Genomic DNA, 17,026 nt, shown 5'->3' on the forward strand with positions numbered 1-17,026 from the left:
CGTCCGATTTGGTGGTTGGCGCGTCTTGGGCATGGTTGCCGTGCGCGTGTCGCTGCGTGCGCCGGTTCCGGCCGGGGGTTGTGCGGTCGCTCCGTTCCGGTTCGTGGGAACAGTCGTCGGGCTGGTCAGGTCACGGCGGGTAGAGCCGCGAGGCGGTGCCAGGCGGTGGTGATCGCGTCGGTGTGCGGGTGGTCGCGGTCGAAGCGCAGCCACCTTTTGCGGGCGTGGTGGGCCAGGCGGGCGGGCAGCCAGTAGACGAGCTCGCGCATCGTGGCTGGCTCGGCCTTCGCCAGGAGCTCGTGGTCGTGGAAGGCGAGCAGCCGGGTCCAGACGTCGAGGTCACGGGCGATGCCGGTCAGCAGGACCCAGGCGGTGTTGATCCGCCAGGACGCCGAAGGCAGCAGGCCAAGGCCCGTGGTCTTCGCGGCCCGGACGTGGTCCTCGACGACGGCGTGGTGACGGTGCAGGACATCGAGCCACTGCGGCTGGTTCGTCCCGGGGATGCCGCGCATCCGGCCGATGTTCGTCGCGGTGATCGCGTATTTCCACCCGGTGGCCTTCTCCAGGGCGGTGACCTTCCCGCAGCCTGGTCGCGTGGCGCGATCGGGACCCGGCGCACGATCAGGCGCATGGTCGCGGGCCAGCCGGGCCGCTTCGCCAGCCCGGTCAGCTCGGCGACATGCCCGTACTCAGACCCGGGCCCGCCGCAGCCGTGGGTCTCGTCGCTGGTCGCGTCGTCGTAGTAGACGGGCGGGGCGATCGTGCCGTCCTGGTCGAGGTAGGGCACCCATACCCGCTCGGGCAGGGCCTTGATCGCGGCCTCCTCGAGCGTGGTGATGGTCCAGCCGATCGTCCAGGCCACCCGGCGCCGGGTGGTGCTGAGCTGTTCCAGGTGGCTGACCGTGTCGTGGGACGCGCCGGCGCCGTCGATCCGGACCAGCAGCTTGGAGTGCCGGCCCTCGTCAGGGATCTGCGCGAGGACCTCGTCCAGCACGGTGACGTGGTCGGTCGCGGTATTGCTGCCCGCGTTCCCCGGTCGGGGCAGGATCGACAGGGACTCGCCGGTGTTCGCGATCCACCCGCCGAGGTGGTGGTGCCCGAACCCGCCCTTGTAGGTCCCCGTCGCGTTCTGCTTACGGGAGTGGCAGCCCACGATCGTGGCGTCCAGGTCCACCACGACCCACCCCTCCAACCGTTTGCCGCCGACCCGCAGCCACGGGAAGCCGCCCGGCCGCGCGGCCAGCATCCGCCACAACGTCCTGCGACTTCTGGCACGAGCGCGCGACAAACGCCTCAAGACCCGCTCGTCGATGGAGTCCAGAGTCCGCCACAGCGTCGAGTCCGAACCGCACGACCCGAACGTGTCGGCATGGCCGGCGAGCATCCGCTCGACCTGCGACAAGTTTCTGGCCCCCGCAGCGATCGCCGACGCCGCACCCACCAGCACCGCCCCGCGGCAGATCCGCTCGACCCTGCCCGGCCCGAACACCTCCGAGATCCGAGCGGTCAGGCCGACAGCGTCGGCGGTCTTACGCAGCAGCACCACACCCACGTTCGCGACCAGCCCTTTACCGTCAGCGGTCAGTTCCAAACGCGCATCCCACGCGGTAGTCTCGCCCACCAGAAAGGTGCTCCGATCCTCAGCCCGACACGTCCCTCGACAAGACGTATCGTGCCAGTTCAGAGCACCTTTCCTATGCCTTGACTCACCTCACCCACGAAGGATCGAGGCTAGGGCCGCCGCTACCGCCGTGCGCTACGAGTCGCGACGACTTGCCGCCCCGCGTTGACGTCAGAGCAAGCCGGCCAGCCCCAGGCCGAGCCCGACCACCGCGCACACGCCCAGCGTGCGCAGCACCGACCAGCGCACCACGAACAGCAACACCGCCGCCAACACCGCGATCCCGACCGCGGCAGGCTGGATCGTGGCGAGGTCGGGAACATCGAACGACAGCGGACCAGCGGTCCAGGGGTTCGAGGTGGCGAAGAGCGTGTGCGTGGTGAAGTAGAGCGCGAGGTTGGCGATGACACCCACGACCGCCGCGGTGATGGCCGTGAGGGCCGCGCTCAGCGTCCGGTTGCCCCGGAGCCGCTCGACGTAGGGCGCGCCGAGGAAGATGAAGAGGAACGACGGCACGAAGGTGACCCAGGTGGTCAGCAGCGCGCCCAGCACGGCAGCGGCCCACGGGTCGAGGTCGCCCGGGTTGCGGTAGGCGCCGAGGAACGCGACGAACTGCACGACCATGATCAGCGGCCCGGGCGTGGTCTCGGCCAGCGCCAGACCGCGCGTCATCTCGCCCGGCGTGACCCACGCGTAGGTCTGCACCGCCTGCTGCGCGACGTAGGCCAGCACCGCGTAGGCACCGCCGAACGTCACCAGGGCACTGCCCGAGAAGAACAAACCCTGCTGCGTGAACACACTGTCCACACCGGTCAGCAGCGCGACCGCGCCGAGCGGGATGCCCCATGCAAGCAGACCCAACACGAGTACCCGCAGAGCCCGGCGCCCGGACGGCTTCTCGGCGTGCAAGGCGTCGTCCGGGATGAGCGGGGCAGGGCCGTCGCTCTCCTTTCCGTGCCCGGCGGAAGTCGCGATCCAGCTCGGCGCGTACCGGTGTACGAGCCACCCGATCACACCGGCGCCGAGCACGACGAGGGGGAACGGCACCGCGAAGAATGTCAGTGCCACGAAGGCGACCACCGCGAGGACCACCAGCGCTGGGCTGGTCAGGGCCCGCTTGCCCACCCGGAGCACCGCCTGGACCACGATCGCCAGGACGGCCGGCGCAAGGCCGGCGAACACCGCCGAGACGACGGTGGTCTCGCCGAAGGCGACGTAGATCGCGGACAGCACCAGCAGGGCGAGCATCCCCGGCAGCACGAACAGGCCGCCCGCGACCAGGCCCCCGCGCCAGCCGTTGAGCAGCCAGCCGGTGTAGACGGCGAGCTGCTGCGCCTCGGGTCCGGGTAGGAGCATGCAGTAGTTGAGCGCGTGCAGGAACCGGCCCTGCCCGATCCACCGCTTCTCGTCCACGAGGGTGCGCTGCATGACGGCGATCTGCCCAGCGGGGCCGCCGAACGTCTGCCACGAGATCGCGAACCAGGCGCGCACCGCGGTTCGGAACGGGATCAGGTCTCCCTGGACGGCAACTGGCGGCGTAGCGCCGTCGTGCTCGGTGCTCATGTCTCTCCTATGGTCGGCTTTCGAGTGTGGTCGTGTGGGGTCTGCAGGTCAGGCGGGTTCGCGGCCCAGCAGGTAGGAGCGCCGGAAGAACTCGTAGAGCCCGTCGAACAGCGGCCCGGTAAGGGCCAGCGTGCGTTCGTCGTCACCGGTCATGGACAGCCCACGCAGCACGACGTCCAGGCCCGGCGCCTCCGGCGCGTCGTACCTGCCGTCGTCGAGATCCGCCTCGTGCACGATCTGGCCGATCCGGACCAGTACGGGGTCGGTCAGCTCGTACCGGACGAGGATCGTCTCGAAGCTGCAGTCGCTGCCGTGATGGCCTAGGTCGACGCCGCGCATGTCGAACGGTGTCGCGTCGTCAGGGACCTCGGCAGGGTCGGCGACGAACACGAACTCGGCGTCGGGGTCGACGAACCGACGGATCAACCACGCGCACGCGGCTCGGTCGATGTGCACCCCGGCACGGGTCGCCCACCTCATCGCGCACCCGCTGCGCGCCGGCTCGAGGCCTGCTTGCCCCGTGTGTTTGGCTGCGCTGCCGGTTCGGGAACGGCGCCATCGGCTGATCGCTCTTCGAGCAGACGCAGCGCGGCCTGTGCGCGGTCCCGTTCGTCGGGCGGGAAGAAGTCTCTCCGGGATATCTCCCGGAGAGTGCGGCGCAGCTTGACGAGGACCTTGCGCTGCTCGACCGGTTGCTCGGTCATGGCCTGACGCGCGGACGTCTCCAGATCGACGTACTCGGCGGCGCGGTCCGCCGCCATCGCGGTCGCCAGCTCGCGTTCCTGCGCCACCGACATGGGTCGCGCCAGCCAGACGCTGGACGTGCCGCCGTGCTCGACCACCTCGCCGGCTGCCCAGTCCAGCTGCTCGCGGGTGCGGGCGTCGGCGGGCAGCGCGACCAACCCGTCCGAGATCTGGGCGACGCCCAGCCGCTTGAGTCGTCGCCACAGAGCCACGCGCGGCGAGGACGGCTCCCTCGGCAGGCGGTAGCTCAGCAGCACCCATTCCTCTGTCACGGCGGACATGTAACCACGGTTACATCGGCTCGTGCAAGACCCGTCCGCCTCGACGGTCATGATGTTGACATCCATTATCAATTGCACAACTATGCGGGCATGCAGATATCACGGTTGCTCTCCATCGGCTCCATCGCCGCGCTCGCCCTCACGGCGACCGCGTGCGCCCCGACCGCCGAGGGCGGCGCCGACGACGGAACCGTCCAGGTGCTCGCGTCCTTCTACCCGCTGCAGTACGTCGTCGAGCGAGTCGGCGGCGAGCACGTGGACGTCAACAACCTCACCCCGCCGTCCGCGGAGCCGCACGATCTGGAGCTCTCCCCGGCTCAGGCCCGCGCGATCGGAGATGCCGGCCTGGTGGTCTACCTGTCCGGCTTCCAGCCGGCCGTGGACGAGGGCATCGAGCAGCGCGCTCCCCAGCACGTTGTGGACGCCGCCGATGCTGCCGATCTTGAGGAGGACCCGGCGGGCGGGCACGAGGGCGAGACCGCCGAGGAGCACGCGGACGAAGAGGCCGCGGAAGAGGCGCCCGCGGAGGAGGACGAGCACGGGCACGGCGCGGCGACCGACCCACACTTCTGGCTCGACCCGGTCCGGCTGACCGCCGTCGCACAGCAGGTGGCGGACGAGCTGGCCGCCGTCGACCCGGACAACGCCGACTCCTACGCGGCAGGCGCCTCGGCACTGGAGGCGGACCTCACCGCGCTCGACGAGCAGTACACGGACCAGCTCGCACCGTGCGCCGACGCAACCCTGGTCACCTCCCACGAGGCCTTCGGCTACCTCGCCGGGCGGTACGACCTGAACCTGGTGGGCATCGCCGGCATCGACCCCGAGTCCGAGGTCGCGCCGGCCCGCCTGCGCGAGATCCGCGAGATCGTGCAGACCAACGACGTCTCGACCCTGTACCTCGAGACGGTCGCCGCCCCCCAGACGATCGAGACACTGGCCTCGGACCTCGGGGTCGGCACCGCGACCCTGGACCCGCTGGAGAGCCAGGCCGACGCTGACGCCGACTATCTCGACGTCATGGAAGCGAACCTCGACGCCCTCGCCGGCGGCCTCACCTGCTCCTGACCGACCCGCCACACCGAGGTCCCGCACTGCCCTCCGGCTGTGCGGGACCTCGCCTACACACACTTGCGTATACGCGCAGATAAGCAGATGATGGCCGGATGCTGCGCGTCCTGAAGTACCCCACATATCGCCGTCTCTTCACCGCCCAGGTCGTGGCGCTGGTCGGTACCGGTCTGGCCACGGTGGCCCTGGGCCTGGTGGCCTACGACCTGAACCCGGCCGACGCCGGCGGGGTGCTGGGCACGGTGCTGGCGATCAAGATGGTCGCCTACGTGGTCGTGGCGCCTCTGGCCGCCGCAGCCGTGGCGCGGCTGCCGCGCAAGTGGGTGCTGATCGGTTCCGACGCGCTGCGCCTGGTGGTCGCGGCCTCGCTACCGTTCGTCGGCGAGGTCTGGCAGGTCTACGTGCTGATCTTCGTCATGCAGGCCGCGTCTGCCACTTTCACCCCGACGTTCCAGTCGGTCATCCCCGACGTCCTGAAAGACGAGGACGACTACACCGTCGCCCTTTCCCTGTCGCGGCTGGCCTATGACCTCGAGTCGATCCTGTCCCCGGTCTTCGCTGCCGCGCTCCTGCTGCTGGTGCCCTCCTCAGCGCTGTTCTTCGGCACGGCGGTCGGGTTCGCAGGCTCGGCGCTGCTGGTCGCCGCCGCCATCATCCCGCGACGGGGTGGCGAGGATGCCGGTGAGCGGCCCCAGCTGCCGTTCGGGAACCGTGCCAGGCGCGGGGCCGAGCTCTTTGTCCGCACCGCCGAGCTGCGCCCGATCCTGCTGCTGAACCTCGCCGTCGCGGCGGCCGGGGCCTTCGTCCTGGTGCAGACCGTCGTCATCGTGCGCACGACCTTCGGACAGGACGAGAACGTCGTCCCGCTGCTCCTGGCCGCGAACGGCCTCGGGTCGATCGCCGCCGCGATCGCGCTCCCGCGCGTCCTGCGCCGCCTGCCGGAGCGGCGGGTGATGCTCACCGGCGGTGTCGCGCTGACCGTCGCGGTCGGGCTCGCGCCGCTCGCGCTCGGCATCGCCCAGCCTGCGTGGGGGCTGGTCGCTGTGGGGCTGCTCTGGTTCCTGGTCGGCCTGGGCTGGTCCACGGTCGAGACGCCGGTCGGGCGGATCATCCGCCGCAACGTGCCCGCTGCCGACCTGCCCGACGCCTTCGCCGCCCAGTTCTCCCTGTCCCACGCCTGCTGGCTCATCACCTACCCGCTGGCCGGCTGGCTCGGCACCACCGGCCTGTCCGCCACCGCCCTGGTCCTGACGGGCGTCGCGGGCGCCGCCACACTGGCAGCCGCCCGCCTGTGGCCCACCACCGAGCCCGCCCGCGACACCGCTGACGACACCACGCAGCAGGACACCACGTCGCGGGACACTGCCGCAGGCTGACCGCGGATGCGATGATGTCGTTCGTGGCCACCACCCAGCGCACCACGCCCCCGGAGGCAGACCTCGACCACGCTGTCGACGTCCTGCGGCTTCTCGCCGACCGCACACGGCTGGCGATCCTGGCGATGCTCAACGGTACCGAGATGTCGGTGACGGCCATTGCCGAGGCTCTGGGGCGGCCCGGTGCGGGCGTGTCCCAGCACCTGGCCAAGCTGCGCGCCGGGCACCTGGTCACCTCCCGCCGGGAGGGAACCACCATCTACTACGGGCAGCCCGACGAACACGTCGCGGCCCTGGTCGCCAACGTCCTGCAGCACACCGAGCACATGCTCTACGACGTCCCGCCCCACCACCGCTGAGCGCTCTCGTCTGCTGCGGTCACTCGGCGGAGTAGCGCCGGCGAACAAACGCGACGACCACCACGACCACGACGACCAGCACGATCGCCCCGATGGCCACGGCGAAGAGCGAGGAGTCGCCGGAGGTGTCGGAGCTGCGGTCTGCTGCCGGGGTGGCGGACGCGCTGCCGGACGCGTCGGTCGGTGCGCTCACCTCGGATGTGGTCCCGGACGGGGACGCGCTGGGCGACGGGCTCTCCTCGTCGGCCACCGGAGCGACTTCGACGTCGAAGGCGTAGGAACCGGAGATCGGGTGCCCGTCACCCGACACGACTCGCCACTGCACCTCGTAGGTGCCACTGGGCAGCTCGGAGGTCAGCGGCTGGGTGATCGTGGCGCCGTCATGGGTCGCCTCACCACTGCTCCAGTCGGTGCCGTCCTGGTCCATGACCAGGACCTCCGTCCCGGTTTCCAGGGGTTCGGCCACGAACGTGAGCTGCACGTCCTCGAGTGCCTCAGTCACGGTGGTGTCGGCCTCGGGGCTGGTCTTGGCCAACGCGTCGTGCGCGGACGCAGGAGCGGCAGCCCCCAGCATCGTCACGATCACCACGGCAGCGGCGACCAGGCCGGCGACGCCACAGGCCAAGGCGTGGCGGGTCCAGCGGGCGGGCCGGGCAGCAGGCTGAGCGGGGACTGTCATGTGTGTCCTTCGGGAGAGTGTGCGACGACGGTGTGAGTGATCGCCGCAGGAATACATTCGTATATGCGCAACTAGTAGATCATGTGCGAGCATGCTCCCAGAAGCAGGCGACACGCGCATTCGACAGCGGTGCCGCACCAGCGGTGAGATTCGGGGGTGGGAGCGTTGCGGAATCACGTAACGCCTCCTGCCGCGCCGACCGGGGCCCCTGCGAGCACGGGTGGGATGATGTTCGCCGCGGCGACGCTCCTGGCGATGCACTGGCTGCTCGGAGGCATGCTGGAGCATGCCGGGCTGGTGTCCTCGGCGACGTCGGGCACGCTGACGATGCTGGGCCCGATAGTCCTTGGTGTCCTCGTCCTTCTCGTGGCGCCCGCGAGCCGGCGGTTCGCGGGCGACGGTTCCAGGCCCGGACACCAGGGCTCGTTCGACGAGACACGGTCGGCCCGGGACGTCGCCGCGCTCGCCCTGGTCACCGCGTTCGTGCTGGACTCGCTCTACATTGCGGACGGCGTCGCCGCGCACGCCGCACCGCTCGTACTGGTGCTCACCGGCGCGGCCATGGTGCAGGCGTGCGGCGCCGCCGTCGCCTATCTGGCCTGCCAGCACATCGGTGCGGTGCTGCGCCGCGCCCCGGCCCCGGCCTGCGCCCTCCCGGGCGAGCAGACCCGCCGGGTCGCCGACCCGCGGCCCGCACACCTGGCCACCCTCTGGACCGGCACCGTCGCCGGCTCCCGTGCGCCACCGCGCGTTCCTTCCTTCGCCTGACCTGACCCCCAGCCCTCGCGTGCCTGCCCGGTAGCACCGGAGCGGGCGCGCCAGTCGTGCACGGACGGGCACCGCCGAGCCTGGAGCCCTCCTGCGGCGTGCCGGTCCGAGGAAGTGAACACACGTGAACCAAGAACCACCGCGAGCCCGGAACAGCGGCCTGGACGCCGCCCGCGGACTCGCCCTCATCGGCATGATCATCGTCAACGTCGGCCCCGCCGACTCCCAGTCCCTGCTCCACCGCCTCTACATGCTGCCCTTCGGGCGAGCGTCCGTGCTCTTCGTCGTCGTCGCTGGCATCGGCATGGGCTACCTTCTGGCCCGCCGAACCGAACGGGACCGGTGGGCGACCGTCACCTGGCGGGCAGCGCTCCTGTTCGCGGGAGGCGTCGCTCTGCAGGGGCTGACCGAGCAGGTCAACGTCATCCTGCCCACCTACGCCATCCTGTTCCTACTGGCACCGCTCCTGTGGCGGCTGCCCAGCCGGGTCCTGCTGCTGGGCGCCGGTGCCAGTCTCCTGCTGGTCGGGCCGGTCATGATCGTGACCCACGACGCGATCGAACCGGCCACCCACTGGCTCGACCCGGTCAGCTTCGGCACCCAACCATGGGAAGCGGCGCACTCGCTCGTGCTGACCGGCCCGTATCCGCTCGCCAGCTGGACCGTGCCGTTCGTGGCCGGTCTGTGCCTGGCCCGGCTCGACCTGTCGGACACCCGGCTCCTGCGGCGCCTGGCGATCAACGGCGCGGCGGTTGCCGTCGGCGCGGCGGTCGTCTCGCAGGTCACCTACGCCCTCATCGGGCCGGACGCCGACCGTGGGCCGTGGCGCCTGCTGACCGGCGCCGCGCACGGACAGATGCCGCTGTGGCTGGCCAGCAGCATCGGCGGCGCCGTCGCCACGGTGGCGCTGTGCTCGCTGGCCGGGCGACGTTACCCCGATTCCGCCGTCCTGGGCTGGCTGGTCGCGTCCGGCCGGCTCGCCCTGACCCTGTACGTCCTGCACTTCGTGGTGATCGCCGCGATCAAGCCGCCCGAGGGCTTCGACGTGGAGCAGGGCGTCCTGATCAGCGCCAACCTCATCGCCGTCGTGCTCACCGCCGCCGTCCTCTGGCGCAGGACCGGGTGGCCGGGACCGCTCGAACGGCTCCTGCGCCAGACCTGGCTGCGCCCCACCGCACCTCGCCCACAGACACAGACCACCCCCGCAGCAGAAAGGGCCGAACGATGACCGACACCCCGAGCAGGAGGCTGCGGCCCTCGGCCACGGTCCGGGCCTCCCTCACGGCCGCAGCGGCCGCCCTGATCCTCGGTGCCTGCACGACGGCGGAGCCTGCCCCCACCCCGGACGACTCACCGACGCAGCCCGGGGCGGCCTCCGCGGCGCCACCCGGACCCGCACTTGGCGGCTACGGCGTCAGCGCCGGCCACCCGCTGGCCGCAGAGGCTGGCGACCTGATGCTCGAGCGCGGCGGGAGCGCTGTGGACGCGGCGATCGCCGCCGCGTTCGCCGACGCCGTGATGCAGCCGGCCAGCTCCGGCATCGGTGGCGGCGGTGTCTCGATCGTCGTGGGCGACGGGGAGGCGACCAACTACGAGTACCGCGAGGTGGTCAACCAGGCCGGCCAGATCCCCGACGGCGGGGCTGGGATCCCCGGGTTCGTCGCCGGGATGGAGCGCCTCCACCGTGACCACGGGAACCTGCCGTGGGCCGACCTGCTCGCTCCCGCCATCAAGATCGCCGACGAGGGCGGGCCGGTCTCGCGCTACCTCGCCTCCTCGATCAACAGCCCCTACGGCCAGGACATCACCGGCGCCCTGCCGCAGTTCCGGCGGGCGGACGGCACCCCGCTGCAGGAGGGCGACACGCTGGTCCAGGCGGACCTGGCCGAGACCATGCGCAACCTGGCCGAGGAAGGCGCCGGCTCGTTCTACACCGGCACCCTCGCCCAGACGCTGGCCCAGACCCCCGGCATCGACCACGAGTCCCTGGCCGCCTACCAGGTCGACACCTTCGAACCCGCGTCCGGTCCGGTCGGCCGGTACACGATGCTCTCGGGCGCACCCGCGCTGCCGGGCGCGGCCATCATCCAGATGGTGCAGATCGCAGAGGCCGCCGGGATCGCCGACGTCGACCCCGACTCGCCCGAGTTCGTGGACCTGCTCTCACGGGCCTGGCAGGTCGCCGACACCTCGGTGCAGCAGCACTTCGGTGACCCCCGATACGTGAACGTCCCGGTGGACCGGCTCACCGACCCCGGCCAGAACGCACAGATCGCCGCCACCCTCGTGGACGCCGCCCAGGCGAGCAAGAGATCGGCCGCGCAGGGCGGCTACGAGAGCGCACCAAACACCACGCACATCTCGGTGATCGACGCCGACGGGACAGCGGTCTCGATGACCAACACCATCACCAACTATTGGGGCAGTGGCCAGTACGTCGCCGGGTTCTTCCTCAACGACCAGCTCGAACGGTTCAGCGACATCGGCGCCATGAGCGCGAACCTGCCCGAGCCCGGACGCCGTTCGGTGACCTGGAGCTCACCGTCCATGCTGCTCGACGACCAGGGCCGCCCCGTACTGGTGATCGGCACCCCGGGCGGCCGGCAGATCCCCAGCACCACCGCGAACGTCGTCGTCCGCTGGGCCCTGCACCGGCAGAGCCTGGAAGACGCCGTGCGCGCCGGCCGGTTCATCCTGACCGACGGGCAGCTCCGCCTGGAGACCCGCGGGCTCGCCGACCCTATGGCCGCCCTCGGGTACGACGTGGTCGTCAGCGACCAGGCCGAGCTGGCCAACTACGGCTCCGTCCAGGCGCTGGCCGTCGACTGGGACGAGGGCAAGGTCACCAGCTTCGCCGACGAACGACGCTCGGCCGGGTTCGTGGTCGGCCGCTGAGCGAGGCGCCGCCGGGCTACCGCTAGCCGGTTCAGGCCTGGCAGCGCAGGAGGCGCAGACGGTTGAGCGCGACGATGACCGCTGAGCCCCTCCTGGCCGGCGACGGCCAGCGGGAGAGGCAGCGTCGCGACGAGGTCCCGCGTGACCAGGACGGCGATGAAGGTCGCAGCGATGGCGAGGTTGGCGATCACGTAGCGCCGGGCGCGCCGGGAGATGTGCGCGAGGTGCGAGATCGTGGACAGCTCGTCACGTACAACGATCACGTCCGCGGTCTCCAGCGCGAGGTCGGATCCGTCACCAAGGTCGAACATCTCGACGTTCATCAGCCCGAACGACTTCTAGAACGGGGCTTCACCCCGTTTGGTGGACACGCTGATACTGGATCGTGGATCCAGAGGAAGCGAGTTTGATCCGCATGGCTATGAAGAACTATCCGGAGGAGTTCAAGGCCGATGCTGTGGCCTTGTACGAGTCCACACCCGGGGCGACGATCAAGGGGATCGCCCGGGACTTGGGCGTCTCGCGAGAGACGTTGCGGTTATGGGTGCGCCGCGCGGCTGAGCAGCGCGGGCAGGCCGCCGTGACGGCCGGTCCGGCAGCGGGCACGACGCCCGGCGAGCCGGCGGTGCGTTCCGGTGGCCGGGTCGGGCAGCTGGAGGCACGGGTCGCCGAGCTCGAGGCAGCCAACGCTCGCCTGGAGGCTGACAAGCGCAAGCTCGCCACCGAGCGGGAGATCCTGCGCAAGGCCGCGAAGTATTTCGCGGGAGAGACGACCTGGTGAGCCGCTTCCAGTTCGTCGCCGAGCACCATCCCACCTACTCGGTGAAGCGGCTGTGCCAGGTTCTTGAGATCAACCGGTCGAGCTACTACAAGTGGCGCGACGGTGCCGCTGGTCGTGCCGCCCGGGCCAGGGCTGATGCCGGGCTGGCGGCACGGATCCGGGCCCTGCTGAAGGAGGATCCGGCTCTTGGCTCGCCGCGGGTCACGACCGAGCTGCGTAAGACCGACCCGGTCGGGCCGCCGGTGAACCACAAACGGGTCGCTCGTGTGATGCGCGAGCACGGCATCGCGGGGATCCGGCTGCGCCGACGGGTACGGACCACGGTCCCGGACCCGTCCGGGCAGAAGGTGGCCGACCTGATCAAGCGGGACTTCACCGCTCCGGCACCCAACCGCCGGTATGTCGGCGACATCACCTACCTGCCGATCGGTGGCGGGCAGTTCTTGTATCTGGCGACGGTGATCGACCTGTACTCGCGCCGTCTCGTGGGCTGGTCGCTGGCCGATCACATGCGCGCCGAGCTGGTCACCGACGCCCTGCAGGCCGCCGTAGCCGAGCGGGGTTCGCTGGCCGGAGCAATCTTTCACAGCGACCACGGAGCCCAGTACGGATCGAAGGACTACGCGCAGCTGTGCGGCCGGCTGCAGGTGACTCAGTCCATGGGCGCGGTCGGCACCAGCGCCGACAACGCCCTGGCCGAGTCGTTCAACGCCACGCTGAAACGCGAGACCCTGGCCGGCGCACCCGCGTTCGACGATGCCCGCGCCTGCCGCCTCGCAGTGTTCCGCTGGATCACGCGCTACAACCTGCGCCGACCGCATTCCCGGCTCGGGAACCAGAGCCCCATCGACTACGAACACGAAACCGACCCGGCTACGCTACGGCTGGCCGCCTGACCACACGAAGACGTGTCCACTTCTCGGGGCGAAGGCCCAAGGGCAGCACCCGCAGGCAGGCACCAGCCGTTGCGCGACCAAAACCCCGCCCATCGACAAGCGCACGCTGCCATAGACGAGACGGTCCCTGCCGAAAATGCGTAGCAAGGGGGCTGCTGACCCGGACCGCCGGTCTGAAACCTGCACCGTCTGCTCGCCCTCGGCCTCGAACACCGATCCGGGACCTGGGCGCTGGCCTGACAGCCGGCCCGCCGCCCGCAACCTGTGGACAACCGTCCCGTCACGGGCTCACGATGGGTTCAGGCGGGCGGACCGACCCACGCAGTCGCACCCTCGGGGTGCTGACCTTGATGCCGCACAGACTGCCGTATCGTGGCGATCAGCCCGCCGCCCACATCCCCTGCGGACAGAAACACCGGTTCTTCAGCAGTCTCCTCGTGAGTAGCCGGGAGGTGAAGCTCCTCCCGGCTACTCACTACCCAGATAAACTTTGAAATGACCCTGGGGGAGTAGGGGTGCCTGCTGCCGACCGACGCTCGTGCATGGGGCCAGGTTGAGCCTCGGTCGCGAGGCTGCCACATGCCCGAACACATGTCAGTTGATATGCGAATCGAGTTTCGCGATTTGCATGGTGGGTGGTGGTGGCTGTCTCGTGGGTGTCAGGGGTTGCAGAAGGGGCAGCCCGCCGGGTCGGCGAGTTCGTGACGCTTGATTCTGGTGCGGTGTTCGCAGCGGGCGCAGCCGTGGATGTCTGCGGCTGGCTGCGGGGTGGCGGTGAGGCAGAGCCTGCAGGGGAGGCCGGGTTCGGTGGCGACGCGACCGAACCCCGGGGCGCCGCAGCTCTGGCAGAGCCGGTCGAGGCGTTCGGCCAGTTCGGTGGCCAGTCGTGCGATGCTGCGCATGCGGGTGGGGTTGAGGTGGGCGCGCATGTCGGTTTCGATGCGCGCGTGCCCGTCCGAGGACGCCGCCGCGCAGCATGCGAGGGCTGCGGCGAGGGCGGAGCTGGTGCGGATGCCTTTGTAGAGTGCCTCGTCGGTTGTGGCGGTGTTCGGCCGCACGGTCACCGCGTGGCTGCCGAACTGGGCGGATTGCAGGAACTGTGAGGTTCGTTCGTCGAGTTGGTCGGTGACGGTGTGGCCGAAGTTGGTGTCACACTCGAGATGGTGCACGACGAGTTCGAGGCCGAGGTCCTCGTCGACGAAGGCGAGGAATTCCAGTCCTGCGGGGATGAATCCGGCGATGGGGTGGGGGCCGAAGGCGCCCTCGGAGGCCAGGCCACGGGGCAGTCTCAGGGCCTGCATGGCGAGGCGGGCTTTCCTCAGCGCTGTCTCGCGTGGTGGTGCCGGGCGTTCGATCTCGCCGGTGAAAGTGCCCAGTTGGTCGGTATCGACCTCGGTAGCGACCTGGACCATCAGGCCGGGCCGCTCGGCCAGGGCGGTGGCCAGCACCCGCTCCTTGCCATGTTTGGTCGCTAGGGCGACTTCGCGGTCGCGGTAGGGGTGTGGTGCGCTCATGCGCTACGGCCGGGGGCGGTCTTCGGCTCGGCTGTCAGGACGGTGAGGATTTCCCCGACCGCGTGGTCGCGGTCGAGGGGGTGCCGCAGTGGCAGTTCCTGGTTCAATCGGTAGCGGTTGCGGCGCCCGTCGCGGACGCGTTCGAGGTAGCCTGCCTGTTCCAGTTCGGCCACGATCCGCTGAGCCGCGCGTTCGGTGATGCCGACCGCGTCGGCGACGTCGCGTAGCCGCATCCCGGGGTCTTGTGCGATGCACAACAAGACATGCGCATGGTTGGTGAGAAACGTCCAGTCCGCCACCGTGATCACCCTACAATCTACGATCCCTGTTTGCCATTTTGTCTTACGTGAGTTCATTTGCACATGTAGTTGGTCGCGCTCGACTCGCGTCGTTGACACAGATCCTCTCCTACTCGGCGCATGTGCTGGTCGACGCGGTTCCTGCGGGGCGAGGGGCGGATGCGCGGGTGAGGCGGTCCGCGATGGCCAGACCGACACCCGCGGGGGTAGGGAGTGAGGCGATGACGACCTCGCAGTCGTGACGATCGAATTCGCGCAGGAGTCGATACAGATCGCGGGCGTAGTCGCCGATTGCCGTCGGCACGTCGATCACCAGCGCGCTGTCGATGGTGATCGATGCCGTGCTCGCGGGTGGTCGCAAGACTCCGACTCGCAGGCCGTGTGACTGCTGTCGATCGGCCTCGGCGACGATCTCGCTCTCCTCGACCAGGACCACGCGCGCGCGGGGGGCGTAATGCGAAGGATGCTGCCCGGGCGCGCGGTGCCCGGGCAATGGTGTGGTTGTTCGGATCGGCCGGCCCAGTGCCCGGGCGAGATCATCCACCCCGACCGCGCCCGGGCGGAGAAGGATCGGCTCGTCGCCGGTGACGTCGATGATCGTCGATTCGATCCCGACCGGGCAGGGGCCGCTGTCGAGGATGAGGTCCACGGCGGGGCCGAGTTCGTCGGCGACGTGTTCGGCGCTGGTGCAGCTGACGGCACCGAAACGGTTGGCCGACGGCGCCGCGATCGCCCCGCCGAATGCAGTGAGCAGGCGCTGGGCGACGGGATGATGCGGGACCCGCACCGCGACGGTGTCGCATCCACCGGTGACAACGGACGGAATGCGGGGACTACGCGGCAGGACCAGGGTGAGCGGCCCCGGCCAGAACCACTCGGCGAGCACCCGAGCGTAACCCGGTGTTCCCGTGACCCAGTCGCCGAGCTGGCCGGAGTCGGCGAGATGGACGATCAGCGGGTGCGTCACGGGCCGCCGCTTGACCTCGAAGACTCGGCGGACCGCCTCGGCGTTCTCGGCATCGGCACCGAGCCCGTACACGGTCTCGGTCGGGAAGGCGACTAGACCGCCTCGGCGCAGGATTTCCGCAGCGCCGCGGACGACCCCCTGCACCTGGGCCGGAGCGGGCCGGGCGGCGGCTGCGGGGGAGATCGTCCCAGGGCCGGTGAACGTCGTCGGTCGGGCTGTGTGCGTCATCGGTCGACTCCGGAGTAGGTGATCAGCCTCTGGATGCCCTGATCGTCGTCGACGACGAACCACCGATCGGCCACCAGACGCGGATGGCGGGCACGCAGATCCGCGACCTCGGCGGCCATGAACTTCGAGGGGCGGCTCGCGGCGAAGCTGGCGTAGAAGATGCCGCCCAAGCGCGACCCTCGCGGCTCGGAGGTAGCCGCGACGAACGTGTCGAGAACGTGCCGACGGGCCTGATCGGTGGTGTCGGTCGCACGCAGCAGGGGACCGTCGATCCAGCACAGCGTCCAGAGTCCCGACAGTGACACCGACCTGCGGACCCCGACCATGGCCTCAGCCACGGCCGCCTGCGAGGTCTCGTCCTGGACCGCCGCAGGGGTGGCCGACTCGTAGTGCAGCCATTCGGGCAGTCCCTCTTCGAGGTCGCCGCGGACCCAGATGCCCAGCAGCGTGCTGTCGTGCCGACTGGCAGGCGAGAGGCCCTCACGCAGGTGGTTCAGGTAGTCGTTCACCGCGGGCACGGCCGCGTCCAGATCGTCGACGCTGCGCACCAGCAGCACCATCCACGCCGACGTCGTGCCGACCAGCCGCGGCTCCAGTCGGGCTACCGAGGCCACGGACCCGTCGTCTCGGGTGGGGTGTTCGAGCAGGTCGAGGACCTCGCCCACGGCGACGTCCCGGTCCGTCCGTGGCCGGAAAGGTAGCTCGCCGTTGAGGCGGTAGCGACCGGTCAGACCGTCGCGGTTGCGCTCAAGGTACCCCGCGCGTTCGAGTTCGGTGATTATGCGCTGGGTCGCCCGCTCGGTGATGCCGGCCTCGTCGGCGATCTGGGGCAGGCGCATCTGATCGTCGCGGGCGATGCACAGCAGCACCCGCGCGTGGTTGGTGAGAAACGTCCAGTCCGTCACGCATCACACGCTACAACATGCGACAGTGATTTAACACATCCGAGAACGTGTTTTATATTTCGTGTATTGTGAGTCGCGT

17 protein-coding genes and 1 pseudogene are annotated in these 17,026 nt (G+C 70.0%); 7 read left to right on the forward strand and 11 right to left on the reverse strand.

All coding sequences use genetic code 11. The annotated features are described in order from the left end of the window. Positions 1 to 125: 125 nt before the first annotated feature. The 5 genes and pseudogenes from ACFSL2_RS15555 to ACFSL2_RS15575 all read right to left on the reverse strand — a co-directional run bounded on the left by ACFSL2_RS15555 (position 126) and on the right by ACFSL2_RS15575 (position 4,209). Positions 126 to 512 carry a transposase gene (locus ACFSL2_RS15555; RefSeq protein ID WP_377198733.1) on the reverse strand — a complete coding sequence of 129 codons (387 nt, stop codon included), beginning with the start codon at positions 510 to 512 and terminating at the stop codon, positions 126 to 128. 113 nt (positions 513 to 625) lie between these two features. Next, positions 626 to 1,621: pseudogene (locus tag ACFSL2_RS15560) on the reverse strand (transposase); the annotation flags it as partial. A 171-nt stretch (positions 1,622 to 1,792) separates the two neighbouring features. Next, complete coding sequence (gene chrA / locus ACFSL2_RS15565) at positions 1,793 to 3,184, reverse strand: chromate efflux transporter (RefSeq protein ID WP_253877664.1); 1,392 nt, start codon at positions 3,182 to 3,184, stop codon at positions 1,793 to 1,795. A gap of 48 nt (positions 3,185 to 3,232) precedes the next feature. Further along, positions 3,233 to 3,664, reverse strand: a complete 432-nt coding sequence (locus ACFSL2_RS15570; protein WP_253877662.1) for a chromate resistance protein ChrB domain-containing protein — start codon at positions 3,662 to 3,664, stop codon at positions 3,233 to 3,235. After that, complete coding sequence (locus ACFSL2_RS15575; RefSeq protein WP_253877660.1) at positions 3,661 to 4,209, reverse strand: Chromate resistance protein ChrB; 549 nt, start codon at positions 4,207 to 4,209, stop codon at positions 3,661 to 3,663. Before ACFSL2_RS15575 ends, ACFSL2_RS15570 begins: the two co-directional genes overlap by 4 nt. A gap of 90 nt (positions 4,210 to 4,299) precedes the next feature. Here ACFSL2_RS15575 and ACFSL2_RS15580 point away from each other — a divergent pair, with 90 nt between their 5' ends. The 3 genes from ACFSL2_RS15580 to ACFSL2_RS15590 all read left to right on the forward strand — a co-directional run bounded on the left by ACFSL2_RS15580 (position 4,300) and on the right by ACFSL2_RS15590 (position 7,015). Then, complete coding sequence (locus tag ACFSL2_RS15580; RefSeq protein ID WP_253877658.1) at positions 4,300 to 5,277, forward strand: metal ABC transporter substrate-binding protein; 978 nt, start codon at positions 4,300 to 4,302, stop codon at positions 5,275 to 5,277. Between the two features lie 98 nt (positions 5,278 to 5,375). Beyond that, on the forward strand, positions 5,376 to 6,656 hold the full coding sequence (locus ACFSL2_RS15585; RefSeq protein ID WP_377198734.1) for an MFS transporter: 1,281 nt from the start codon (positions 5,376 to 5,378) through the stop codon (positions 6,654 to 6,656). Positions 6,657 to 6,679: 23 nt separating this feature from the next. Beyond that, positions 6,680 to 7,015, forward strand: coding sequence for an ArsR/SmtB family transcription factor (locus tag ACFSL2_RS15590; protein ID WP_253877647.1), 336 nt, complete (start codon positions 6,680 to 6,682; stop codon positions 7,013 to 7,015). A 19-nt stretch (positions 7,016 to 7,034) separates the two neighbouring features. On the opposite strand, the gene ACFSL2_RS15595 is transcribed toward ACFSL2_RS15590, so the two are convergent. After that, positions 7,035 to 7,694 carry a copper resistance CopC family protein gene (locus ACFSL2_RS15595; RefSeq protein WP_253877645.1) on the reverse strand — a complete coding sequence of 220 codons (660 nt, stop codon included), beginning with the start codon at positions 7,692 to 7,694 and terminating at the stop codon, positions 7,035 to 7,037. Positions 7,695 to 7,919: 225 nt separating this feature from the next. Between ACFSL2_RS15595 and ACFSL2_RS15600 the strand changes: the two genes are divergently transcribed. The 3 genes from ACFSL2_RS15600 to ACFSL2_RS15610 all read left to right on the forward strand — a co-directional run bounded on the left by ACFSL2_RS15600 (position 7,920) and on the right by ACFSL2_RS15610 (position 11,357). Continuing rightward, entirely contained in the window at positions 7,920 to 8,462 is a 543-nt protein-coding gene (locus tag ACFSL2_RS15600; protein ID WP_377191020.1) for a hypothetical protein, read from the forward strand. Positions 8,463 to 8,586: 124 nt separating this feature from the next. Continuing rightward, a complete protein-coding gene (locus tag ACFSL2_RS15605; protein WP_253877641.1) occupies positions 8,587 to 9,690 on the forward strand; it encodes a DUF418 domain-containing protein in 1,104 nt (367 codons plus the stop codon). Then, positions 9,687 to 11,357, forward strand: a complete 1,671-nt coding sequence (locus ACFSL2_RS15610) for a gamma-glutamyltransferase (protein WP_253877639.1) — start codon at positions 9,687 to 9,689, stop codon at positions 11,355 to 11,357. The genes ACFSL2_RS15605 and ACFSL2_RS15610 overlap by 4 nt, the downstream gene beginning before the upstream one ends. Here ACFSL2_RS15610 and ACFSL2_RS15615 read toward each other — a convergent pair. After that, on the reverse strand, positions 11,258 to 11,680 hold the full coding sequence (locus tag ACFSL2_RS15615) for a hypothetical protein (RefSeq protein WP_301313107.1): 423 nt from the start codon (positions 11,678 to 11,680) through the stop codon (positions 11,258 to 11,260). The two genes, ACFSL2_RS15610 and ACFSL2_RS15615, sit on opposite strands and share 100 nt — an antisense overlap. A gap of 92 nt (positions 11,681 to 11,772) precedes the next feature. Between ACFSL2_RS15615 and ACFSL2_RS15620 the strand changes: the two genes are divergently transcribed. Further along, a protein-coding gene (locus ACFSL2_RS15620) for an IS3 family transposase (RefSeq protein ID WP_377198735.1) occupies positions 11,773 to 13,034 on the forward strand; the annotation gives its coding sequence in 2 pieces (ribosomal slippage) (positions 11,773 to 12,118 and positions 12,118 to 13,034; 1,263 coding nt in all). A gap of 659 nt (positions 13,035 to 13,693) precedes the next feature. Here the strand turns inward: ACFSL2_RS15620 and ACFSL2_RS15625 are convergent. The 4 genes from ACFSL2_RS15625 to ACFSL2_RS15640 all read right to left on the reverse strand — a co-directional run bounded on the left by ACFSL2_RS15625 (position 13,694) and on the right by ACFSL2_RS15640 (position 16,947). Continuing rightward, the gene (locus ACFSL2_RS15625) at positions 13,694 to 14,548 is read right to left on the reverse strand and encodes a DUF6671 family protein (protein WP_253878229.1); all 855 of its coding nucleotides are present in this window, start codon (positions 14,546 to 14,548) and stop codon (positions 13,694 to 13,696) included. Next, the gene (locus tag ACFSL2_RS15630; protein WP_242136446.1) at positions 14,545 to 14,847 is read right to left on the reverse strand and encodes a helix-turn-helix transcriptional regulator; all 303 of its coding nucleotides are present in this window, start codon (positions 14,845 to 14,847) and stop codon (positions 14,545 to 14,547) included. Before ACFSL2_RS15630 ends, ACFSL2_RS15625 begins: the two co-directional genes overlap by 4 nt. A gap of 109 nt (positions 14,848 to 14,956) precedes the next feature. Beyond that, positions 14,957 to 16,042 (reverse strand): L-threonylcarbamoyladenylate synthase, encoded by a 1,086-nt coding sequence (locus ACFSL2_RS15635; RefSeq protein ID WP_242136445.1) that lies wholly within the window; start codon positions 16,040 to 16,042, stop codon positions 14,957 to 14,959. Continuing rightward, positions 16,039 to 16,947 carry a MarR family transcriptional regulator gene (locus ACFSL2_RS15640; RefSeq protein ID WP_377198736.1) on the reverse strand — a complete coding sequence of 303 codons (909 nt, stop codon included), beginning with the start codon at positions 16,945 to 16,947 and terminating at the stop codon, positions 16,039 to 16,041. The genes ACFSL2_RS15635 and ACFSL2_RS15640 overlap by 4 nt, the downstream gene beginning before the upstream one ends. Positions 16,948 to 17,026: the final 79 nt, after the last annotated feature.

This window comes from Promicromonospora aerolata, assembly GCF_042682255.1.
GTDB classification, from domain to species: Bacteria; Actinomycetota; Actinomycetes; order Actinomycetales; family Cellulomonadaceae; genus Promicromonospora; species Promicromonospora aerolata.